The sequence below is a fragment of the Pseudomonas sp. BP8 genome (assembly GCF_017875955.1).
In the GTDB taxonomy this organism is placed as follows: Bacteria; Pseudomonadota; Gammaproteobacteria; order Pseudomonadales; family Pseudomonadaceae; genus Aquipseudomonas.
This window is the reverse complement of the sequence record NZ_JAGINK010000001.1, coordinates 2,822,727-2,843,590: the sequence shown is the minus strand read 5'-3', so window position 1 is coordinate 2,843,590 and position 20,864 is coordinate 2,822,727. Positions and strand designations below refer to the sequence as shown.

General features: G+C 62.6%; 23 protein-coding genes. 11 read left to right on the top strand and 12 right to left on the bottom strand.

Annotated elements, in window-relative coordinates; all coding sequences use genetic code 11:
- Window positions 1-54: 54 nt before the first annotated feature.
- From J3B00_RS12420 to J3B00_RS12410, 3 genes are all read right to left on the bottom strand, one after another.
- Entirely contained in the window at window positions 55-792 is a 738-nt protein-coding gene (locus tag J3B00_RS12420; RefSeq protein ID WP_245362787.1) for a MetQ/NlpA family ABC transporter substrate-binding protein, read from the bottom strand.
- Window positions 793-836: 44 nt separating this feature from the next.
- Window positions 837-2,006: an N-methyl-L-tryptophan oxidase gene (solA, locus tag J3B00_RS12415; RefSeq protein WP_209867784.1), complete on the bottom strand. Its 1,170-nt coding sequence runs from the start codon at window positions 2,004-2,006 to the stop codon at window positions 837-839.
- 130 nt (window positions 2,007-2,136) lie between these two features.
- On the bottom strand, window positions 2,137-3,033 hold the full coding sequence (locus tag J3B00_RS12410; RefSeq protein ID WP_209874819.1) for a DMT family transporter: 897 nt from the start codon (window positions 3,031-3,033) through the stop codon (window positions 2,137-2,139).
- A gap of 135 nt (window positions 3,034-3,168) precedes the next feature.
- Between J3B00_RS12410 and J3B00_RS12405 the strand changes: the two genes are divergently transcribed.
- Entirely contained in the window at window positions 3,169-3,750 is a 582-nt protein-coding gene (locus J3B00_RS12405; protein WP_209867783.1) for an XRE family transcriptional regulator, read from the top strand.
- 36 nt (window positions 3,751-3,786) lie between these two features.
- On the opposite strand, the gene J3B00_RS12400 is transcribed toward J3B00_RS12405, so the two are convergent.
- Window positions 3,787-4,023: a hypothetical protein gene (locus J3B00_RS12400; protein ID WP_209867782.1), complete on the bottom strand. Its 237-nt coding sequence runs from the start codon at window positions 4,021-4,023 to the stop codon at window positions 3,787-3,789.
- 198 nt (window positions 4,024-4,221) lie between these two features.
- Between J3B00_RS12400 and J3B00_RS12395 the strand changes: the two genes are divergently transcribed.
- Window positions 4,222-5,571 (top strand): PBS lyase, encoded by a 1,350-nt coding sequence (locus J3B00_RS12395; protein WP_209867781.1) that lies wholly within the window; start codon window positions 4,222-4,224, stop codon window positions 5,569-5,571.
- A gap of 16 nt (window positions 5,572-5,587) precedes the next feature.
- Here J3B00_RS12395 and J3B00_RS12390 read toward each other — a convergent pair whose 3' ends face one another.
- The 6 genes from J3B00_RS12390 to J3B00_RS12365 all read right to left on the bottom strand — a co-directional run bounded on the left by J3B00_RS12390 (window position 5,588) and on the right by J3B00_RS12365 (window position 12,483).
- The gene (locus J3B00_RS12390) at window positions 5,588-6,070 is read right to left on the bottom strand and encodes a VOC family protein (RefSeq protein WP_209867780.1); all 483 of its coding nucleotides are present in this window, start codon (window positions 6,068-6,070) and stop codon (window positions 5,588-5,590) included.
- Between the two features lie 42 nt (window positions 6,071-6,112).
- Window positions 6,113-6,430, bottom strand: coding sequence for a DUF2388 domain-containing protein (locus J3B00_RS12385; RefSeq protein ID WP_245362540.1), 318 nt, complete (start codon window positions 6,428-6,430; stop codon window positions 6,113-6,115).
- Window positions 6,431-6,548: 118 nt separating this feature from the next.
- The gene (locus tag J3B00_RS12380; RefSeq protein WP_209867779.1) at window positions 6,549-7,718 is read right to left on the bottom strand and encodes a GGDEF domain-containing protein; all 1,170 of its coding nucleotides are present in this window, start codon (window positions 7,716-7,718) and stop codon (window positions 6,549-6,551) included.
- 281 nt (window positions 7,719-7,999) lie between these two features.
- Window positions 8,000-8,554, bottom strand: a complete 555-nt coding sequence (locus tag J3B00_RS12375; protein ID WP_209867778.1) for a DUF4174 domain-containing protein — start codon at window positions 8,552-8,554, stop codon at window positions 8,000-8,002.
- 278 nt (window positions 8,555-8,832) lie between these two features.
- Window positions 8,833-11,199, bottom strand: a complete 2,367-nt coding sequence (locus J3B00_RS12370) for a DNA polymerase II (RefSeq protein WP_209867777.1) — start codon at window positions 11,197-11,199, stop codon at window positions 8,833-8,835.
- 72 nt (window positions 11,200-11,271) lie between these two features.
- The gene (locus J3B00_RS12365) at window positions 11,272-12,483 is read right to left on the bottom strand and encodes an MFS transporter (RefSeq protein WP_209867776.1); all 1,212 of its coding nucleotides are present in this window, start codon (window positions 12,481-12,483) and stop codon (window positions 11,272-11,274) included.
- 123 nt (window positions 12,484-12,606) lie between these two features.
- Between J3B00_RS12365 and J3B00_RS12360 the strand changes: the two genes are divergently transcribed.
- Window positions 12,607-13,518 (top strand): LysR substrate-binding domain-containing protein, encoded by a 912-nt coding sequence (locus J3B00_RS12360; RefSeq protein WP_209867775.1) that lies wholly within the window; start codon window positions 12,607-12,609, stop codon window positions 13,516-13,518.
- On the opposite strand, the gene J3B00_RS12355 is transcribed toward J3B00_RS12360, so the two are convergent.
- Window positions 13,499-14,419 (bottom strand): LysR substrate-binding domain-containing protein, encoded by a 921-nt coding sequence (locus J3B00_RS12355; protein ID WP_209867774.1) that lies wholly within the window; start codon window positions 14,417-14,419, stop codon window positions 13,499-13,501. The genes J3B00_RS12360 and J3B00_RS12355 overlap by 20 nt on opposite strands.
- A 160-nt stretch (window positions 14,420-14,579) precedes the next feature.
- Here J3B00_RS12355 and J3B00_RS12350 point away from each other — a divergent pair, with 160 nt between their 5' ends.
- The 8 genes from J3B00_RS12350 (at window position 14,580) to J3B00_RS12315 (ending at window position 20,289) form a co-directional block, all read left to right on the top strand.
- Complete coding sequence (locus J3B00_RS12350) at window positions 14,580-15,356, top strand: YqcI/YcgG family protein (protein ID WP_209867773.1); 777 nt, start codon at window positions 14,580-14,582, stop codon at window positions 15,354-15,356.
- Between the two features lie 2 nt (window positions 15,357-15,358).
- Window positions 15,359-15,997: a LysE family translocator gene (locus J3B00_RS12345; RefSeq protein WP_209867772.1), complete on the top strand. Its 639-nt coding sequence runs from the start codon at window positions 15,359-15,361 to the stop codon at window positions 15,995-15,997.
- 40 nt (window positions 15,998-16,037) lie between these two features.
- On the top strand, window positions 16,038-17,132 hold the full coding sequence (locus tag J3B00_RS12340; protein ID WP_209867771.1) for a hypothetical protein: 1,095 nt from the start codon (window positions 16,038-16,040) through the stop codon (window positions 17,130-17,132).
- Window positions 17,133-17,273: 141 nt separating this feature from the next.
- On the top strand, window positions 17,274-17,969 hold the full coding sequence (locus J3B00_RS12335) for a sel1 repeat family protein (RefSeq protein WP_209867770.1): 696 nt from the start codon (window positions 17,274-17,276) through the stop codon (window positions 17,967-17,969).
- A gap of 189 nt (window positions 17,970-18,158) precedes the next feature.
- Window positions 18,159-18,860, top strand: coding sequence for an AzlC family ABC transporter permease (locus tag J3B00_RS12330; RefSeq protein ID WP_209867769.1), 702 nt, complete (start codon window positions 18,159-18,161; stop codon window positions 18,858-18,860).
- Complete coding sequence (locus J3B00_RS12325; RefSeq protein ID WP_209867768.1) at window positions 18,857-19,171, top strand: AzlD domain-containing protein; 315 nt, start codon at window positions 18,857-18,859, stop codon at window positions 19,169-19,171. The genes J3B00_RS12330 and J3B00_RS12325 overlap by 4 nt, the downstream gene beginning before the upstream one ends.
- A complete protein-coding gene (locus J3B00_RS12320) occupies window positions 19,168-20,001 on the top strand; it encodes an AraC family transcriptional regulator (RefSeq protein ID WP_209867767.1) in 834 nt (277 codons plus the stop codon). The genes J3B00_RS12325 and J3B00_RS12320 overlap by 4 nt, the downstream gene beginning before the upstream one ends.
- A 60-nt stretch (window positions 20,002-20,061) precedes the next feature.
- Window positions 20,062-20,289 carry a hypothetical protein gene (locus J3B00_RS12315; RefSeq protein ID WP_209867766.1) on the top strand — a complete coding sequence of 76 codons (228 nt, stop codon included), beginning with the start codon at window positions 20,062-20,064 and terminating at the stop codon, window positions 20,287-20,289.
- A 92-nt stretch (window positions 20,290-20,381) separates the two neighbouring features.
- On the opposite strand, the gene J3B00_RS12310 is transcribed toward J3B00_RS12315, so the two are convergent.
- The gene (locus tag J3B00_RS12310; RefSeq protein ID WP_209874813.1) at window positions 20,382-20,861 is read right to left on the bottom strand and encodes a copper chaperone PCu(A)C; all 480 of its coding nucleotides are present in this window, start codon (window positions 20,859-20,861) and stop codon (window positions 20,382-20,384) included.
- Window positions 20,862-20,864: the final 3 nt, after the last annotated feature.

The following is a 20,864-nucleotide window of genomic DNA, read 5'->3' as shown; positions in this document are numbered from 1 at the left end:
TCGTCGCGAGAGCCGCAACGCGGCCGCAAGCATTTCAAGCCGTATCAGCACGGCTCAGAAGGCCGGCACCACATCCCCGTGATAGCGCTCGAGAATGAACTGCTTCACCTGCGCTGAATTAAGCAACGCAGCCAGTTTTTGCACCGCCGGGTCATTGACCTTGTCGCGGCGTACATACAGGTAGTTGGCATACGGCGACTCGGCGCTTTCGATGAACAACGCGTCCTTGTGCGGCACCAGCTTGGCTTCAAGCGCATAGTTGGCGTTGATCATGGCGATGTCGACCTGGTTCAGTACGCGCGGCAGCATGGCCGCCTCCAGCTCCTTGAACTTGAGGTGCTTGGGGTTGCTGGTGATATCGGCAGCGGTTGCCATGATGTTGCTCGGGTCCTTCAGGGTAATCAGGCCCTGCTTGGCGATCAGCAACAGCGCACGCCCGGAGTTGGCCGGATCATTGGGAATGGCGATGGTCGCGCCTTCTTCCAAGTCAGCGATCGACTTGATCTTCTTCGAGTAGGCACCAAACGGTTCGACATGCACCGCGACTACCGGCACCTGGTCGCTGCTCGGACGGTCCTTCTTGTAGGCATCGTAATAAGGCTTGCTCTGAAAGTAATTGGCGTCCAGGCGGCCTTCATCGACCTGGCGGTCGGGCTGGATGTAGTCAGTGAAGACCTTGACGTCGAGGGTCACCCCTTGCTTGGCCAGCTCCGGTTTGAGGAACTCGAGAATCTCCGCATGGGGCACTGGCACCACGGCAATTTTCAAGGTTTCGGCACAGGCAGAACCCATGGCGGCGACCAGCAAGGCAACAGAGAGCACTACACGTTTCACGATCATTTACCTTCGAAGCGTTTCAGGGAGAAAGACGACAGATCAAGGTCGCTCGAGCCACGCATGCACCACTGTGCAAATGCTTCGCCCAAGGCTGCGGAATGCTTGAAGCCATGACCGGAACACGCCGACACCACCAAGGTGTGCTGCAACGCTGGATGCGTGTCGATGATGAAGTGCCGATCCGGGGTAACGGTGTAGGCGCAGACGGCCGACTTGATCACTTTGGCGCTAACCCCGGCGATCCGTCCGTGCACCTGCTGCTGGTACATGTCCTGTTCTTCCGCCACTGAAACCGTACGTTCCAGGGTGTCGGGATCCGCGGCGGTATGGTACTGCGCAGTGGCGATCTTCATGCTGCCCTCGCCCGCCAACGCGGGGAAGCCATAGTTGATCTTGTCGTCACCGCGGCCGTGGGTGAGGATGAACGTCGGCGAAGCACCGACCAGATCGGTTTCAGGCTCAAGCTCGAACCAGAACAGCCGTTGCCGATAGACCTTGAGCAACCCTTCGAACGGTTCGCCAAGCAGGCCGCCCGCCCAGTTGCCGGCGCCAATCACCAGTTTATCGGCACGCAGCGTGCGCTGGTCGGTGATGACCGTTACGCCCTGCTCGTCCGAACTGATTCCGGTCACCGTCTCACCTTTATACAGCGTCGCGCCGTGCTGTTCGGCCAGGCGCAGCTGCACATCGATGCAACGCTCGGGACGGACAAAACCACCACCGGGTTCGAAGTAACCGATAGCGCTGTCGAGCACGTGCCTGAACTGGGGGAAGCGTTGACGAATCTGCGTGGCATCGAGGACTTCGTGGTCAATGCCATAGGTTTGCGCCAAGCCAATGGTGCGCAGGGTGAAGTCGGTCTGGTCGTGGGGGTCGAAGTCCGGGCTTGAAGTCAGCACCAGCAGGCCGGATTGTTCGAACAGCGATTCGCCCGACAACGCCTCCAACTCACGCCAGAGGCGCTGGGCCCGGCCCACGCTCGGCACGTACTGCGCGCCCTCGCCTACCGACAACCGGGTAATCCGGGTATCGCCATGGCTTGAGCCAAATGTATGCGGCGGGTGATGGCGGTCGATCCCGACCACTTTCACCCCGGCCTTTGCCAATTGATAGACCGTCGCGGCGCCCATGGCGCCAAGCCCGAGGACCAGTGCTTCACATCGTTCCACCAGCAACTCTCGCTCACGCAAAAAAGCGCTAGTTGAGAGGAAAAAACCGCTTCGATCAAAGAACCAATGAGCATATCCATATGCCGGAATGTTCGAACTGTTTAATTTCTCACTGAAACGCTGTGGCGGCTCAACTACGCCTTGTGTGAGGCGTGGCCCGACCTAGCGACCAATCAAAATTCATCCCCGCAGCCGCGAGCAGGATGGCCGCAGTTCCGCCCACCTGGAGCACGCCAAGCGGATGCGCAAAGGCCAGCCAGTCAACCAGGATCGCGACGATCGGATAGATGAAGGACAACGCGCCCACCAGTACCGTGGGAATCTTCTGGATGGCGCTGTAGAGCAGGGTCGACATCAGGCCGGTGTGCACCACGCCGATGATTACCAGATAACCCCAGGCCGTCTCAGCTGGTGCATCCACGGTGAAGTCCATGAACGGTGCCAGGACCATTACCCCGACCAGCATTTGCACCAGCACGATCAGGTGCGCGGGTACCGCCTTGAGCCGCTTGGTGATAATCGCCGCCAGCGCGTAGAACAATGCCGAGGCCAGCGCCAGGCATACGCCCAGCAGATAATCGGTGCCGGGCATTTGCTCACTGCCCTTGGCCGACACGATCAGCACCAGGCCGGCGAAGGCCAGCAGCAGCCAGCCGATCTTGGCTGCGCTCAGTCGCTCGGCAAACAGCAGTACCCCGAGCCCGACCAGCATGAACGGCTGCACGTGGTAGACCACCGTGGCGATGGCGATGGAGGCATGCTGGTAGGCACTGAACAGCAGCAGCCAGTTGAGCATCAGCGCCAGCCCGCCCAGGCCCATCAGCAACCATTGCCCAGCATTGAGCCGCGTATTGCGCAGCACGCCCAGTAACAGGCATGCCACCAGCATCGCCAACGCGCCGAACAGGCAGCGCCAGAACACCACGGCCTCGGGTGATTGGCCAGACATGATGACGAACCAGCCGACAGTGCCGGAAATCATCATGGCGGTGACCATTTCAACGGTCCCGCGGGCTTGCGTACTCATCATGCATTGCTTCCTTGCTTACGCTTCATGTCGGGCTGTACACGGACAAAGCGAACTCTATAATGAACGAAAGACCGCCATACTGAACGCAGCATAGTGAATCGTCAACGCCTTAACGAGTGATTTAGCGAACAAATGACCGATATAAAGAACGATCAATCCAGCTTGAATCCGAGCCGAATCGACCTGTTGGCCCTGGCGATAAAGAGAGAACGGCAACTTGCAGGGCTGTCTCTGACAGAGTTGGCCAAGCGCGCGTCAGTGGCGAAGTCGACCCTGTCTCAGCTTGAATCGGGCATCGGCAACCCGAGTATCGAGACGCTGTGGGCGCTGGCCATGGCAATGGGGCTGCAGGTGACGCGGTTCTTCGAACAAGCGCCTCAGCAGTTGCGGGTGATTCGCGCCGACGAAGGCCTGACGGCTTACACCGAGGCGGCCAATTATGCGGCGACCCTGCTTGCCGATTGCCCGGCCGGCATGCGTCGTGACCTCTATCGGCTCAAGGTGCAGCCCGGCGAGGTGCGCCTCTCTCAGGCGCACCTGCCCGGCACAGTCGAGCATGTGCTGCTGTGCACTGGCAGCGCCAGGATTGGTCCGGCTGAAGCACCGGTGTTGCTCGGCGCCGGCGATTACATCAGCTACCTGGCCACGGTGCCGCATGTGTTCGAGGCGCTTGAGCGAGACACCACTGCGGTGATGGTGATAGAGCACCCTTGACAGGGATGACGCTGTTCTTGCGCCAAGGCATCAGCCTCACTGGGACTGCTCGAGAACCTCTATCTGCGTCAGCCCCATGCGTTCAGCCTGTTCCAGTATTTGCTCCGGCGTGGCATCTGCGCTAGGCATTACCAGACTGTTTTCACCATCGCCGAAATGCAATACCAACACGTGCATCGCAGCCTCGTGAAGGGGGAGTTCGGGCTGTTTCAATTCGAACTGATGGGTGCGGGGCTCGCCGTTGAACAAGTATCCCAGGGTGTACAGATGCATGGTGCAATCCTCGTGATTAAACAGGGCAACTGGTTAAGCTGACTATAAGGTCAGCTTTTAGTTCGAATACAACCGACTATTTCACCGCACAGGCAGGAGCACAGCAAAGCGGCTCAAGTCTGTGCCAATACCCGGTCTGCGCCGTCACTGACGTTCACCGACGAAATTTCCCTGCCCCTTTGCCAACAGGACCGCAATGTGACCTCAATCAAGGACTGGCTCGATCGACACCAGCAGAAGCCCGCACTCAGTTGGGCAGACCGACGGCGCAACACAGCCTTGGAGACGCTCGCCAGTCTCACCCAGGACGAGAGCTGGGTAGCGCTCAGCAACCACCACGACGGTTTTGTCCGGGAAATCGCCGTGCGTGAACTGCGCAACCAGCCCTCACCCGAAGCATTGGTCGCCTTGCTCGAACGGCTCAATGACTGGGCGCCAGAGGTGCGCGAGGTTGCGGCAGCAGGTCTCGCCCATTACTTGCAACCCTCGCAGGCACCCGCCTTGTTGTATGCGCTCGAGTCGCTCATGGCATTGGCTGGGCGTCACCGAGCCGATCACAGCCAGACGCTGCAGGCCGTGCGGGCAGTGTTGCAATCGCCTGGCATCCGCGAGGGGGTCCATCAACGTTTTCTAGCCAGCCAGGGCAAGACCGCGCGTTACCTGTTTGCGCTGCTGCTCGAACATAACGGTGCACCCCAAGCGTTGTTGCGCAGTGCCCTCGCCCACCGCGAACTGACCGTACGCTTGATGGCCGTGGCGGCCTGCCAGGCACTGCCCGGCGAAACTGCCCGTGCCTTGCTGAGCGAAGCACTGACCCGCCCCGGCGCCAAGGTCCGGGTCAACGTACTGCGGGCGCTGCTGCCTTTGCTCGATGATTCACGTCCGGTGTTGCGCCAGGCGTTGCTGGATGCATCGCCGGCAATCCGCAGCCTGGCACGCTGGAGCGCAGCCCGCAGTGGCGTCGATGCGCTGGCGGTGCTTGCTGCACGGCTGACCGAGGGCCTGCCTGCCGGCAAGCGCGAGTGGCTTGGTGTGCTTGGCCTGGCCAGCGATCTCGAGGTTCAATTGCCCCAAGCGTGGCACATGACAGCCCTGCGAGCACCTTACTCGACGGTGCGTCAGGCGGCCGTGCACTTGCTGCGCGATGAGCATGTGGCCGAGTCGCTCGTCGCGCTCGACGACCCTGCAGACCGTGTGTTTCTTGCTGCTGTCGCGCACTTGCACGAGCAACCTTGGGCGTCAGTGAAAAGTGGGCTGGATACCCTGTTGGACAAGGCCTGGCACGCACTGCCGACAGCGCGTCGGGAGGCGCTGATGCATGTGCGTCCGGCATGGCAGCAAGTGTCTTACCTGTTGTACCGGCTGCAGGCAGAGCCGGTCGCGCAGCGCTATTGGCTGGCGCAACTGGAGCAGTGGTGCGAGCGCCAGTATCAGGTGGTCGACCCGGTTACACCGAAGGCGCAGCGTGCAGACATTGTGGAGCAACTGCGTCGGCTGGCTGGCAGCGGTCTGATCGCCAGTGAGCGCATTGCTCGGGTCGCCGATTGAGGCCACGGTTGGAGGCTTATTCGGCCTTCAATGCCGCCTCGATCCCGGCAATGTCGATCTTGCCCATCTGCATCATTGCCGCGAACGCCCGTTTGGCCGCGGCCCGATCCGGATTGACGATGGCCTGGGTGAGGATCCGTGGCGTGATCTGCCACGAGATGCCCCACTTGTCCTTGCACCAGCCACAAACGCTCTCCTCGCCGCCATTGGCGACGATCGCCTGCCACAAGCGGTCGGTTTCTGCCTGGTCGTCGGTGGCGACCTGAAACGAGAACGCCTCGTTATGCTTGAACACCGGCCCGCCATTGAGGCCAATGCAGGGGATGCCCATCACCGTGAACTCGACCGTGATTACATCGCCGGCCTTGCCTGAGGGGTAATCGCCTGGTGCCAGGTGTACGGCCTTCACCTCGCTGTCGGGGAAGGTCTTGGCATAGAACTGGGCCGCCTCTTGCGCGTCACCTTCGTACCACAGGCAAATGCAGTTCTTGGGCGTCATGGCTGTTCTCCGCGATCAGTTCAGAGGACTGAGTCTAGCTGCTCACTGCAGGCTGGCGATGGCCAGGGCCAGCTGTTCGTCGCTGACATCGGCGTACGGATGCACCTGTCGATAGGTTTGAAACGCCTGCTCAAGGCGTACCCCGCGGTAACGGCCAGCGGACCCGACAAACGCCAGCGCGTCATCGCGGGCGGCCTTGAACGCTTGCAATGGATGGCTGGTGGTGCCACTGAGGCCAACGCTGAGCAGGCTCGAGCCAAGCGTGAAGTGATCGACCGAGTTGCCCTTGCCGTCCATGCTCCAGGCCGGGCTGGCACACGTCAGCAGGATGCCGATCAGTAGCGCGTGAAGTGGGTTCAAGAGGCCATCCTTGTCAGGCTAACGTAAAGTCCAGCGTAGCTATACACGATCGGTGTGGGAGCGGCCTTGTGTCGCGAAAGGGCTGCAAAGCAGCCCCCAGTACAGACAACACAGCGCCTCAATCCGGCGCCGAGGCAGCCAAAGTCCGGTCATCCAGGCGGATTCGATTACGCCCGCCCCGCTTCGATTCATACAGCGCCAGGTCTCCCTGCTCGATCAAGGCACCCAGGCTGGCAGGCGGACGGTCAAACAGGCTGGCACCAATGCTCAGGGTAACCGCCGCCGGGGTGGCATAAGACTGCGCTGCCAGCAGCTGAAACTGATCGCGCAGGCTACTGCCTAGTTGATTGACCCGCTCCGGCGAGGCGTTGCCGAGCAAGATGACGAACTCATCACCACCCAGCCGCGCCGCCAGCGCGCTGGCAGGCAGCAGCGAGCGGATCATCTCGCTGAGCGCCACCAGCAGCCGATCACCGGCTGTATGCCCGTAGAGATCATTGACCAGCTTGAAGTTGTCGATGTCGATCAACAGCACTGCCCCCGGCCGCGCCGCGCTTACCTCGTTGATCAAGCGTGGCGCACGCACCTCAAGGGCTCGGCGGTTATAGAGGGCGGTCAGCGGGTCGCGCGCGGCAAGTCGAGCGATCTGCTGCTCGCGTCGATAACGCTCGGTGCCGGTCATCGACAAGGCGATCAGCATGATCGCCATCGCCCCTTCGACCAGCGAAACCTGAATGATCTCGCCGCGAAACGCCGCCAGGTCGATCAAGCTGCCAGGCACCAACGGCGGGATCATCTTGATCAGGTAGAACAGCCCATGCGCCAGCAACACAAAGCGCAGCTGCACCGCGCCCACGCTCAACGACATGCCATGCGGGCGCAACAGGAAGCTGGCCCTGAGCGTCGGTAGCGCGACCAGCAACGAATTGGCCAGAAACATCAGCTTTGACCACTGCGGCCCTTCCGGTAACAACAGCATGGCCAACCACACGACGAAGATCAGGTACCAGCCACGCGACAGCCGGGTTTCGGTAAAGCGGGCGACACCCAGCAAAAAACACCAGTGCGCCGTGATCAACAGCCCATTGGCGAACCAGATGCCAATCAACAGGTATCCATTGCCGCGCAGCAAGGCGAGCGTGCAGCCGACGGTAATGGTGGCGAAACCTGCGCTCCAGTAGAGCAGCGAGGATTCGCGGACGGTGCGCCATTCGATCGCCAGGTACAAGGCCGCAGCGGCGGCAAGCGCGATAGAAATGGTCAACATCGTGGGTGGGTCGAGCGCCATGGAATGACGAGCCTGTCAGCAGAGTGTGGAGAAACGGCGGATTGTAAACCAGGTCGATATGGCCTGGCGCTGACAGCTTGACGCACGGTAACTGTCACACGCCGACACCCATGCATATTGCGCACCAGCAGGGTCATTGGCGCTGACCGAATGCGCCAGAATGAAACCTGCCAGCAAAGAGACAGAGATCAGGCTTGCCGAGGATACTGCGAGGTGAGCTGAGCTATCGCCAGCCTGCGGCCTGGTGCGGATACATCCACAGAGGCCGCATAGCACACAGGTCAGTCTTCAAGGGGCTTGGGCGGTGCAGCGGGCTTGGCCGGTTTGGCGGGCTTGCTGGCTTTGGTCTTGGGCTCGGCTACAGCAGCCGCGACCGGCTCAGGGGTGGACACGGCTTTTTCGGTGGCGGGCAATTCGTCGACCGCCTTGAAGATGACCTGCGGGTCGAGCTTCTCGCCGTTGTCATCATCCTTGAGGACATGACGCTCACCGTCCTTGCCAACCAGGATCACCTTGGTCCCTTTGCTCGCGCCAAGCTTGAGCTCGCGGATCAACGCCATAGTGGTCTGCTGCTCGAGGTTCTTGTCTTCACGCATGCCGATCATGTTGGCGACGCTGTAGAGGACCAGCTCGCGCTTCTTGAACTCGTCCTGGGTGGCTTTGTCCTTGAGTGCTTCGTTGAGGCCACGCAAGGTGGGGTCGGCAGAGCTGGGGGCAATGATGACCAATGGCCTTGCCTTACCCTGTTCCTTGGCCAACGGCGCATCACTGTCGGCCGCGAACAGGGGGCCCGCAACAGCGAGCAAGGTGGCGAGGGTCAGTGACCGGACAAGCATGAGCATCTCCTTATTCTCTCGATAAACCAGTGACTACAGATCAGGGAGAAAGATCCGGGTCGAGAGCCTAAACCAGTTGTCCACGACATCGCTCGGCTCAAGCGTAACTTTCGATTACCAGCCCCATTCCAGACCAGGCCTACGGCATCTCCGGAAAATGCCTACACCCGAACTGAGCATAGCCCATCGTCGTGCCCTTGCAGGCAGGTGCTTCAGCCGACGGCAGATGGCTAAATCAAAGGGCGATGCAAGCCCACCCAGATTGAAAACGGGCCAGGCTAGAAATCGAAACTCATCTGATTCAGCGCGCGCAGATCGATCGTTCGGTCTGCGACAAAGGGCAGAATCGCATCGGCCACCGGTTGCAGTTGCCGGCTCAGGTAGTGATCGTGATCGATCGGTGACTGCAGGTTCTCCAGCGGCTCGGGGCCTGCGGTGGTGATGACGTAGCTGATCCAGCCACCGTTCTGGTACTGCCGAGGACGGCCCAGGCGCAGGTTGTACTCATCGGCCAGGCGTGCGGCACGCACATGCGGCGGCACGTTGCGCTGGTAGTCGGCCAGCGGCCGGCGCAAGCGCTTGCGGTAGACCAGCAACTCATCCTGTTCGCCGGCCAGGGTGCGCCTTACGTAGTCGCGAAGGTAGTCGCGATACGGCTGGCCGCGGAAGATCCGCGCATAGAGCTCCTGCTGAAACTGCCGGGCCAGCGGCGACCAGTCGGTACGCACCGACTCCAGCCCCTTGTAAACCATCTGCTCCTCGCCGTTGGCGCCCCGTACCAGCCCCGCATAACGCTTCTTGCTGCCCTCCTCGGCGCCACGGATGGTTGGCATCAGAAAACGCCGGTAGTGGGTCTCGAACTGCAACTCCAGCGCACATTCCAGGCCCAGGTTCTGCTTGAGGTGCTCACGCCACCACTGGTTGACCTTCGCCACCAGCGTACGGCCGATGCGCGCGGCGGCGGCTTCGTCGTGCGCGCTCTTGAGCCAGACGAAGGTGGAGTCGGTGTCGCCATAGATCACATCGAAGCCTTCGGCTTCGATCAGGGCGCGGGTCTGGCGCATGATCTGGTGCCCACGCATGGTGATCGACGATGCCAGGCGTGGGTCGAAAAAGCGACAACCGCTGGAGCCGAGCACGCCATAGAAGGCGTTCATGATGATCTTCAGGGCTTGCGACAGCGGCGCATTGTCGGCCCGCTTGGCGGCCTCGCGCCCCTGCCAGACCCGCTCGACAATCGCCGGCAGGCAGTGCTGAGTGCGCGAGAACCGCCCACCGCGAAAGCCCTCGACCGAATGTTCGTCATCCGGCTGAGCAAGGCCTTCGATCAGCCCCACCGGGTCGATCAGGAAAGTGCGGATGATCGACGGGTACAGGCTCTTGTAGTCCAGGACCAGCACCGAGTCGTAGAGGCCGGGACGCGAATCCATGACGAAGCCACCGGGGCTGGCCTCGTCAGGCTGGCTGCCCAGGTTGGGCGCAACGTAGCCCATGCGGTGCATGTGCGGGATGTACAGGTGGCAGAACGCGGCAACCGAGCCGCCGCTTCGATCCACTGCCAGGCCAGTGACGCTCGAGCGTTCAAGCAGGAACTCGAGCAGCCGGGCATGGGCGAAGATCCGCGTGACCAGTTCGCAGTCCTTGAGGTTGTAACGCGCAAGGGCCGGCTTGTCCTCGGCAAACATGCGGTTGATTTCGTCCATGCGCTGGTATGGGGTGTCGATCGCCTTGCCCTCGCCGAGCAGGGTCTGGGCGACGCTTTCCAGGCTGAACGAGGGGAAGCTCCAGGTTGCCGAGCGCAGCGCTTCGATGCCATCGATCAACAGCCGGCCGGGCGCGTCGACGAACACATGATTGCCTGTGGCATGGCTGCGCAGGGTCATCGGCGCACCGCCACGGCCCAGGGTCAAGGGTACCTGCAGGCGAGCAGCGTGTTCGTGCAGCAGGCGTAGATCGAACTGCACCAGGTTCCAGCCGATGATCGCATCGGGATCGTGCTCGGCCATCCACTGATTGAGGCAGCGCAGCAGCTGCGCACGATCGGCACAGTACTGCAGGTCGAAGTCCACCGCACTGGGGTCGCCATTGGCCGGGCCGAGCATGTACACCTGGCGCTGGCCGCAGCCTTCCAGCGCGATGCTGTATAGCTCGCCGCGCTCGGTGGTTTCGATGTCCAGCGAGACCAGGCGCAGCGGCGGACGATAATCGGGATGCGGTTTGAGTTGCGCCTCGCAGAGCACGCCACTGGCATCCGGGCGGCCGCTGAACAGGACTGGAGCGGTGATGAAGCGCTCCATCAGGTAGCGTTCCGGCGGGCGGATGTCGGCCTCGTAGACCTCGATGCCGGCGGCGCGCAGGCGCTGTTCGAGCTGGATCAGCTGGCGGTGCTGGCGGCAGTACAGGCCGAACACCGGGCGCCGCTCGAAGTCACGCAGCCGCAGCGGCTTTAGTTCGACGCCCTGCTCGCCCTTGAGGACCGCGCGGGCATGCTCGGCGAAGCGCTCTGGAATGAACGCCACCGAGCTCTGGGCGGCCAGGCGTAACTGGCGCGGCCCCTGATCGGTGGCCAGCCAGAACTCCACACACGTACCCTCGGGCGTGTCGTGCCAGTGCCGGGTGAGGACAAAGCCCTGCTGCAACTCCACCGCGTTGACCTTATGTTCAGTGATAGCGGCGATTGTACCTTGTTGTGTCAGCGGCGACCGGTTCGCCTGCGCTCACCGCCCGCCCGCGACAAACCCGGCGCGCCGCCCGACCCAGGCCAGTGCCCCGGCCACGGCGATCATCACCAGTACCACACTGCCAAACGCCGACACGCCGCTGCCTGTCAGCAACACGCCGCCGACCACGCCGCCCAGGGCAATGGCGCTGTTCCACACGGTCACCAGCATCGACTGGGCGACATCCACGCCGTCCCCGGCGGCATCGGCACAGGCCGTCTGCAACAAGGTCGGCGCGCCGCCAAAGGTCAGCCCCCACAGGGCAACACTCAGTTGCACCGTCCAGGCCGACGGCGTGTCCTGACCCAGCATCAGCGTGGCCACGGCAAAGCCCGCCAGGCTCAGCAGCACCAGCAGGCGCAGGTGACGATCGACCCACAGGCCGACCAGCGCGATCCCGGCCACCGCCGCCAGGCCGAAGGTCAGCAACACCAGCCCGGTGTCCGCCGCCATGCCCGCGGCCGCCAGCAACGGCACGATGTAGGTGTAGAGAATGTTGTGTCCCAGCACCCATGCCAGGATCACCAGCAATACCACCGCCACACCCGGCGTGCTCAGCACCTGCCAGGCCCCCGGACGCTGACCCGCGGCCTGCCCCGGAAAGTCCGGCACCGCACGCATCACCCACAGCGCCAGCACCAGCGACGCCAGGGTCACGCCGACAAAGGTCGCGCGCCAGCCCAGCCACTCACCGAGCCAGGTGCCCGCCGGCACCCCCAGCGACAGCGCAATCGGCGCACCGACCATGGCCACCGCCATCGCCTTGCCTTGGCGCGCCGCCGGCACCATGCGCCTGGCATGGCCGGCGATCAGCCCCCAGGCCAGGCCCGCCGCCGCGCCAGTGAGAAACCGGGCGACCAGGGTCAGGCCGTTGGACGGGGACAGCGCGGTCAAGGCATTGAACAGGATAAACCCGCCAATCGCCAGCAGCAGCGTGCGCCGCCGCCACCACCCCTGGGTCAAGGTCACCAGCGGGATGGCGGTGAGCAACGAGCCCAGGGCGTAGGCGGTGACCCACTGCCCGGCCATCGCCTGACTGATTTGCATGCCATCCGCGATCTGCCCGAGCAGGCCGGCCGGCAGGGTCTCGCTGAGAATCGCGATAAAGCCAGTCATGGCCAGGGCCAAGAGGCCACTGAGCGGCAGGCGCTCGTCGAGCGGGTCGGCATCGGCCGGTGCGGCAACGGCCGCAGGGCAAGTCTGGTGCATGGCGAAAAGCCTCCTGGTAGGTGAGTCGACAGGCAGGCATCTTGCGCCGAGCGTGTATTGCGGAAAAAGCCGGGTAGAATTCCGCTCAGTCCGGACGTTGATGTCCGCAATGGGGAGCCCAGCATGGACAGCCTTAGTGGATTTCTGGTGTTCAACCGGGTCGCCGAACAGCGCAGTTTCGTCGCCGCCGGCCAATCGTTGGGGATCAGCGCCTCAGCGGTGGGCAAGCGCGTCGCGCGCCTGGAGGCGCGGCTCGGTGTGCGCCTGTTTCATCGCAGCACCCGCAGCATTACCCTAACGGCCGAAGGCATGCTGTTTCTCGAGCGCAGTCGGCGCATTCTGGCCGAGATCGAGGCCACCGAGCAGGCGCTATCGCAGGCCAGCGAAACCCCGCGCGGCCGCCTGCGGGTCAGCCTGCCGCAAGTCACGGGGCTGGTGATGCCAGCGCTAGCGGAATTCATGGCGCGCTATCCGCAGGTCGAGCTTGACCTGGATTTCAGCGACCGCATGGTGGACATCGTCGGTGAAGGTTTCGATGTGGTGATGCGCGGCGGCCAGCCGCAAGACTCACGACTCAATGCCAAGTTTCTCGGCCATTTCGAACATCGTCTGGTGGTGTCCCCCGAGTACCTGCGTGAACGCGGCAGCCCTGCCCATCCACGTGACCTGGCCACCCATACCTGCCTGCACTACCGATTCCCCAGCAACGGCAAGCTGGAAACCTGGCCACTGCGCCGGGAACACCCCGATCAGGCCTATGACATTCCCATTTCGATGGTCTGCAACCACGTCGAAACGCGTATCTGCTTTGCCATCAACCACCGCGGCATCACCTGCCTGCCAGATTTCAGCGTGCGCAAGGAACTGGCCAACGGCAGCCTGGTGAGCGTGCTCGACGACTTCATGGAGCGGCGCGGCAGCTTCTACCTGCTATGGCCCTCAGGGCGCCAGATGCCGCCCAAGCTGCGCGTGTTCATCGACTTCATGCTGGAGCGGGTATTTGCCCACGTGCCGCTCAACCGTACAGGTAGTTGATTTCCTTGGTGGCCAACGGGGGAACCTGGGAAACCAGAAAATCACGCAGCCTGTGCATCTGCCGCGCCTTGGGGCTGGCCTTGAGCCAGGTCATGTAATAGCCGTCGCCGGTGGCCACGGCATGCTTGAACGGCATGACCAGGCGCCCGGCAGCGACATCGGCGCTGGCCAGCACCAGATCGACCACCGAAATACCCAGGCCCTGCTGGGCGGCCGAGATGCCTTGATCGAGGGTGTCGAACACCTGGCCCTGATCGATACTGATGTCCAGCGCATCCATCCGCGCCAGCCAGCGGCGCCAGTCACGCCGGTCGGTCGAGGGGTGGAGGAATTCACACTGGGCAAGCGCCGACAAGTCGGGCGCCTCATCGGCCATGTAGTCGGGATGACACACCGGGATCAACCACTCATCGAAGAGCCTGAAACTCTCCACATCGGCCGGGAAACGGCCATTAGCGAGAAGAATCGCGCAATCGTAGGGCTCGGAATAGAAATCGACGCTGTCGATGTCCATCCACACACTGGACAACTGCACGCTGCAGCTGTGCTCGTCCTTCTTGAAAGCATCGAGCGCCCGCAGCAGCCAGCGCACGGTCAGGGTCGACGGCGCTTTCAGGCGTAGCCCGTAACGGTCCTGGCGCAGCAGCGCACAGGCGTTCTCGATGATCTTGAATCCGACCTTGAGCTCCTGCGACAGCAGGCGGCCATGCTCGGTCAGGCGCAACTTGGGCCCGCGCCGCTCGAACAGGTCACAGCCGAACAGTGATTCGAGTGTCTTGATGTGATGGCTGACCGCCCCCTGAGTCAAGGCCAACTCCTCCGCAGCTCGGGTAAACGAGCCATAGCGCGAGGCCACTTCGAAGGCGCGCAGCGCATGCAACGCCTGGATCCGTTCCGACATTTTCTGGCCTTCCCGAGCATGAGTGAGACTAATAGTAGCTCATAGTTCCAGGCGTTTTACAACTGGGAGTCGTTCTCAGAAAATGCTTGAAAACAATAAATACATAGAGCGAACCCGCCTTGTCTGGGTGGTAATGATTATTAGATCTCCTGGGGAAACCATGTTTACGGGTTATGGAAATTGCTATCGCCTGGATGCGCTAGAGCTGGCCAATGAACATATCCAGAATACTAATCACTGGACGTACAAAACTATTCAACACTTTCGCGGGATCCTCGCCAATCCCGAATTCCCTTGCTTGTTCGGACGCAAGGCGGTGGCCGCGAAAACCTGCCACATCGTCTTCGCCCGTGCCGAGTTCATGGCCGACGACATGGCCCGGGGCCTGGCCGATTATGTCCGCAGCATCGAACCGATCCCGCTCAAGCAGCGCATCGGCACGCCGCTGCTGGTGTTTCTCGAAACCGCGCCGCAAGGCACCCTCGAACAGCAGCAGGCGCTGGCCTGGAAGGTGTTGCAGGGTGTGCATGCGCGCGACCCGCAACCTTGGCCCCAGGACGTTCCGGGTGACCCCCATGACAGTCAGTGGTCGTTCTGCTTTGCCGGCATGCCGTTGTTCATCAACATGAACTTCCCTGCACACAAAGTCATGAAGAGCCGCAACCTGGGCGACAGCATCGTTTTCGTGATCAACCCCCGTGAAAGTTTCGACGAAGTGGCCAGCGCCGCCACGGAAAGCGGCCAGCGTATTCGCACGCGAATCCGCGAACGGGTACGCCACTACAACGACGGGGTCATGCCCGAGTCCCTGGGCTACTTCGGCCAGGACGACAACTACGAATGGAAGCAGTACCAGTTGCAAGAGCAAGGGTCGCTGAACCCGGCGCGCTGCCCTTTTCATGCCCACGCGGCACCTGACACCCTGATCGAGAACTGAATGTGAATACCGCCCTGACCGCCACTTACGCCCTGACCGTCCTGCTGCTGATCGCCACCCCGGGGCCGGTAGTGGCGCTGATCGTCAATACTGCCGCCGCCTCCGGCTCACGCAAGGCCCTGTTCACCGCGATTGGCACCAATTGGGCCTCGCTGGTGCTGATCGGTGCCGCAGCGTGGATCATCATGACCAGCGCAGCCATCGACAAGATCTGGCTCAATGGCATGAGCCTGCTCGGCTGCCTGTTCATTGGCTACATCGCCGTGGCGACACTGCGCGAAGCGCTGCAGACGCCATCGGCCGCAGTGGCCAGCGAGGCGCCGGCCGAGCCGGCAAAGCCAGGCCGTGGCGGCTTGCTGCAGGGCTTCATGGTGGGGATTTCCAATCCCAAGGACATCATCTTCTTTATCTCGTTCTTCCCCCAGTTCATCCAGATCACCGAGTCGTTCGAAAAAAGCATGGTGGTGCTGTCGCTGCTGTGGATCGCGATCGATTTTGCCGTGCTCAGCCTGTACATCTTCGCCATCGGCAGGATTGCCTCGCAGCGCAGCAGCCGCCTGATCAGCCTGGCGTCGGGTGTCGCCCTGCTGCTGATTGCAGCCGTCGGCCTGCTCTACAACCTCAAGGAACTGACCGCCTGACTCGCGCGACCCGCACCCCGTTCGTCATCAAGGAACGCCCATGAAACCGATCGACAGCGCTACGGACGGCCAGGGCAAACAGCGTCCCTTGCAGGAGGACTACCAGCGCTTCCTGCAATTGGGCAGCCGGCGTGTGCCGCACACCCTGTACATGCACGAACGCGGCTACCGCTCGGGCACCATCAATACTGACGCGCTGGGTTTGCGCTACAGCCACTGCGCCGGCAAGCGTTATTCGCCGGCCGAGCGCGGCAGCGTGCCGCGGGTAAACCTGCTGGTGGGAGGTTCGACCGCACTGGGTATCGGCGCCAGCAGCGACGAGCACACCGTTGCCTCGCACCTGGCGATGCTTACCGGCGAGGTTTGGTTGAATCTGGCCGGGTGCGGCCTGAATGCCACCCAGGAGCTGTTGCTGTTTCTCACCCACCAGCACCGCTTGGGCCGGATCGGCCACGTTGTGGTGCTCAGTGGGCTGAATACCCTGGCCCAGGAGGCCCTGGCCGATATCCTCGCAGCGGGTCATGAACAGCACGAGGGCGCGGCCTATCAGGCTTACCTGAACAGCTTCAACGAAGCTGCGCAGCCCGCCGAGCAGTCGCGCCGCGAGTCCCTCTGGCAACGCATCGGCCACGCTTTGAGGCCCCGCGTCGTCAACCAGGCGCCCGACTGGGTACTGCAGGCCCCCGACAAACGCTTGCTGCGCGCCGCTGACAGCATTGGCCGCAGCTTGCGCCAATGGGAGCGGTTGCTGGCTGATACTCACGCCACCCTCACCTTCATCCTGCAGCCGCTGCTTCCTTGGTGTCGGGACAGCTTGCCCAGGAACGAACAGGCCATGCTGGCCAACCTGGAGGCCCAGCCGGCGAACTTCGACCGACTGCTGGCGGATGTATTCGACAGCCAGCAGCACATGGCCTTCTTTCGGCGAATCAAGAACGAAGCCGAAACTGTAGCCTGCTATGACATGAACAGCATGCTCAGCAGCTCACCGGTATTTGGCGAATCATTGTTCGTTGATCGCTTGCATTTCAATGACTTGGGTAACAATGCCTTGGCCAAGGTGATCACCGCCAAGCTCGGCCTGGCCCAGGAGAAATACACTCAGCGCAAGGTGACGCCGATCAAGCTCGTCTGATAAACACGTAATGGTCTTTCGGCATATGCCCGCGGGTGGCTAGAATAGGGCGTCGTCGCTCAGATTTGCCCGAGGCACATGCGCACCCGCAATGAACATCGAAGCCATTTGGCCGCAACTGGCCGCCTGCAAGGCTCAGCCGTGAGCCGCGCAGTATTCTTGTCGCCCTTGCTCCTGGCGCTCGCACCGCTGAGCGCGCAAGCCTTGGAGATCCAGATCGATCCGCATGCCGACCTGCTCTACCGCCAGGCTTTACCGTTGCTCGAGCAGGCCGACGGCCCCGACGACAGCGCGAGCCCGCTGCGCGCGGTGGTCGACAGTGATCCTGAACTCAGCCGTCAAGGCAAGGCCATGGCGCACACCCTGCCCACGGCGGTCGCCCTGCTGAAAAAGTCGGTTGCCCTCGGTCACCCGGTGGCGCAATACCGGCTCGCCCTGTACTACATGACGTTCTTGCCGGCGGCGCAGATTCCAGATGCGGCCTGTCCGTTGCTCGAAGCCAGCCTCAAACAAGGCTTTGCGCCGCCTGCGCCGGCGATCTCCACCTGGTGTCCCACGTATAACGCCAGCCCGGCGTATCGCGATGACATGGAAGCGATCCCTGGCATGGCCACGCTGTATGCGGCCTATTACCCGCAGCCAGCTGTGCGCCTGGCGTGTAATCGCAGCCAGCCGCAGGGGCTGGAGATGCAATGGGGGCGCCAGCGTGATTATCAGGCAGAGGTGTATCGCCTGCTGGGTGATCTCGACCCGCAGCACCGCCAGGTGTTACTGCAGAAAGCGGTGGAGATCAATGGCTGCGCGGCAGCGCAACAGCGGTTGACCAGCCATCGCTAAGTAGTGGTTGGCTGTGCTGGCCTCTTCGCGGGGCAAGCCCGCTCCTACAGGATGTGGGGGCGCCTCAGACCTGTAGCAGGCTTGCCCCGCGAAGAAGCCAGCCCTGGCAGCAAACCAGCAAGATCGTTCAAGCCACCCGCGCACGCCTCTGCCATGCTGCTCTGCCCTGTCGACCCTTGCAGCCAGCCCATGCCCAGCAGCCAGCCCTTCGCGCGTAGCGCCTTTCTCCACGGCGCCCTCGCCATCCTGCCCTTATCCCTGGCCGTCGCCCCTTGGGGCCTGTTGGCCGGTTCCATGGCGATCGAAGCCAACCTCAGCCCTTGGGAAGGCCAGGGCCTGTCAGCCATTGTCTTTGCTGGCGCCGCGCAGCTGGTGGCGATCGGCATGCTCAAGGGTGGTGCCAACCTGTTCTCGATCCTCCTGACCACCCTGCTGCTGACCTCGCAGCATCTGCTCTATGGGTTATCGATGCGTCCCGTCTTGTCTGGCCAGCCGCTGCGCTGGCGTCTGGGTCTGGGGTTTCTGCTTACCGACGAGTTTTTCGCCCTGACCAGCCACTACGACCAGCAACAATTCAACCGCTGGTACGCTCTGGGCGTAGGCCTGACTTTCTATGTTGCCTGGAACCTGTTCACCCTCGCAGGCATCGTGCTTGGCCAGAATATTCCCCACCTTGACCAACTGGGCCTGGACTTCTCCATCGTCGCCACCTTCGTCGCCTTGATCGCGCCCGTGGTGCGCAATCTGCCGACCGTGGTCTGCGTAGTGGTCTCGTTGTGCTGCTCGGTGCTGTTCAGCTACTGGCACTGGGAGACGGCGCTGGTTGCTGCGGGCCTGCTGGGCATGGCCGCCGGTTTTGTCTGCCAGAAACTCTCGGGGGCGCGCGCATGACCTGGCTATTGATCATCGGCATGGGGCTGGTTGTGTTTCTCAACCGCTATGCGTTTCTTGAACCGCGGCTACCCCTGCGCCTGAGTTCGAATGCGCGGCAGTTCCTTGGCTTTGCGGTACCTGGAATGCTCACCGCGATCTGCGGGCCGATCATCTTCCTGCCGGGGCATCAACTCGACCTGAGCCTGGGCAACCCTTACCTGCTCGGTTCGCTGGTGGCCATCGCCCTGGTGCTGTTGACCCGCAGCGTGTTGCTGAGCATGCTGGTGAGCATGCTGATCTTCTTCATTTTGCGCAGCTGGCTCGCATGAGCACGCCCCTGCGTGAACAAACCCACCTCTGGCAGGCGCCGGCCCTTGGCGACGTCGAGATGCTACATGCACGCTACGTGCAGCAGCGCTTCGCCCCGCATGTGCATGAGGGTTACGTGTTTACCGTGATCGAGTCCGGCGCCCAGCGTTTCTGGCATCGCGGCAGCGAACACCTGGCGCCGGTCGGCAGCATGGTCCTGATCAACCCTGACGAGCTGCACACCGGCGCTACCGCGCATGAAGCGGGTTGGCGCTACCGAGGCTTTTATCCCGAGCATGCGCGGGTCACCGGTGTGCTCGAGGAGCTCGAGCTGGGCCGCCATGGCATGCCGCAGTTTCAACAGAGCGTGATTCACGACCCGAGCCTGGCACGTGCATTCAGCCAGCTGCACCAAGGCTCCGAATCCGGTGCCAGTGCACTCGAGCAACAGACAGCCTGGCGCCATGCCGTGCTGGCACTGGTACAGCGCCATGGCCATTGCGCCGAGGCTCGCCCGGCCGGGGCTGAGCCAGTGGCAGTCGCCCGCGCTCGCGACCTGCTGGAAAGCCAACTGGCCGACCCACCTTCGCTGGAGGCCCTGGCAGCGGCGGTAAATCTCTCGCCGTTCCATTTTGCCCGGGTGTTCCGCCAAGCCACCGGCCTGCCCCCGCATGCCTGGCTCAAGCAGCGGCGCCTGACGCGCGCGCGGGAATTATTGAAAAAAAACATGGCTGCCGCCGACGTGGCATTCGCCTTGGGCTTTGCCGACCAGAGCCACCTGAACCGACAATTCAAGCAGGCCTACGGCGTGACGCCAGGGGCCTACCGCAGCGCCTGCCTGAACCTCTAGCCCAAGCGGCAGGTGCGCCAACCGCTGCTACACTGACAGGGTTGAACGGAGGATCCCGCCATGTCCGCAAAAGAGCTCAACACCCTTCTGACGCTGATGAACCAGCGCCAAACCCGCTTGACCACTGCGTGCAAGGAAATAGCCGAATGGATCGACCGGCAGGGCGACGTGCCCGCGGCCGGCAAGATCCGCGACAGCCTCAAGGCCATCGAGGCCGAAGAAGCCCAGGTGCGCAAGACCTTGACCTCACTGAGCATCGATCGGCCGTTGCCACGCTTTCGCGGCTGAATCCAAGGCTACACACAGCACAAGGCCGCGCCGGCGTAGGACTGTGCGGTCCTTGCTGGCGCGGCCCAGTTCAGGTTGAGCAGCTGTTGCGATCAGTGCTTGTGCGCGTGATCGTGACCTGCGCCAGCCTCGGCAGTCAGCGCGCGCACCGGTGCCTGCACTTCAAGCGTCTGCTTGCCACCCTTGGCATCTTCGATGCTCAGGGTCAGGGGCACCGTGGCGCCCTCTTTCACTTGTTCATGCAGGCCCATCAGCATCACATGGAAGCCGTTCGGGTCCAGGCTTACCGCCTTGCCCGCCGGCAACTCGACCGCCTTTACTTCACGCATGCCCATGACGTCGCCGTTCATGGTCATTTCATGCACCTGTACGGTCTTGGCCACCGGCGAAGCAACGCCCACCAGCTTGCTGTCCGTGGTCGCCGTCAGCACCATGAAGGCACCGGTAGACTGCTGGTGCGGCACAGTGGCGCGCACCCAGGCGTCACTCACGGTGGTTTCGGCCAGGGCCGGCAGCGCCATGCCCAACAGGGCCAGGGCGGCCAGGCCGCGCTTGATCGGTTGCAGCAAAATTGC

Excerpts from the sequence above, each read along its gene's own strand:
- J3B00_RS12420 (WP_245362787.1), bottom strand. The coding sequence starts at position 792 with ATGGGTTCTGCCTGTGCCGAAACCTTGAAAATTGCCGTGGTGCCAGTG.
- J3B00_RS12410 (WP_209874819.1), bottom strand. The coding sequence starts at position 3,033 with ATGAGTACGCAAGCCCGCGGGACCGTTGAAATGGTCACCGCCATGATG.
- J3B00_RS12405 (WP_209867783.1), top strand. The coding sequence starts at position 3,169 with ATGACCGATATAAAGAACGATCAATCCAGCTTGAATCCGAGCCGAATC.
- J3B00_RS12400 (WP_209867782.1), bottom strand. The coding sequence starts at position 4,023 with ATGCATCTGTACACCCTGGGATACTTGTTCAACGGCGAGCCCCGCACC.
- J3B00_RS12390 (WP_209867780.1), bottom strand. The coding sequence starts at position 6,070 with ATGACGCCCAAGAACTGCATTTGCCTGTGGTACGAAGGTGACGCGCAA.
- J3B00_RS12380 (WP_209867779.1), bottom strand. The coding sequence starts at position 7,718 with ATGGCGCTCGACCCACCCACGATGTTGACCATTTCTATCGCGCTTGCC.
- J3B00_RS12375 (WP_209867778.1), bottom strand. The coding sequence starts at position 8,554 with ATGCTTGTCCGGTCACTGACCCTCGCCACCTTGCTCGCTGTTGCGGGC.
- J3B00_RS12365 (WP_209867776.1), bottom strand. The coding sequence starts at position 12,483 with ATGCACCAGACTTGCCCTGCGGCCGTTGCCGCACCGGCCGATGCCGAC.
- J3B00_RS12360 (WP_209867775.1), top strand. The coding sequence starts at position 12,607 with ATGGACAGCCTTAGTGGATTTCTGGTGTTCAACCGGGTCGCCGAACAG.
- J3B00_RS12355 (WP_209867774.1), bottom strand. The coding sequence starts at position 14,419 with ATGTCGGAACGGATCCAGGCGTTGCATGCGCTGCGCGCCTTCGAAGTG.
- J3B00_RS12350 (WP_209867773.1), top strand. The coding sequence starts at position 14,580 with ATGTTTACGGGTTATGGAAATTGCTATCGCCTGGATGCGCTAGAGCTG.
- J3B00_RS12340 (WP_209867771.1), top strand. The coding sequence starts at position 16,038 with ATGAAACCGATCGACAGCGCTACGGACGGCCAGGGCAAACAGCGTCCC.
- J3B00_RS12330 (WP_209867769.1), top strand. The coding sequence starts at position 18,159 with ATGCCCAGCAGCCAGCCCTTCGCGCGTAGCGCCTTTCTCCACGGCGCC.
- J3B00_RS12325 (WP_209867768.1), top strand. The coding sequence starts at position 18,857 with ATGACCTGGCTATTGATCATCGGCATGGGGCTGGTTGTGTTTCTCAAC.
- J3B00_RS12320 (WP_209867767.1), top strand. The coding sequence starts at position 19,168 with ATGAGCACGCCCCTGCGTGAACAAACCCACCTCTGGCAGGCGCCGGCC.
- J3B00_RS12315 (WP_209867766.1), top strand. The coding sequence starts at position 20,062 with ATGTCCGCAAAAGAGCTCAACACCCTTCTGACGCTGATGAACCAGCGC.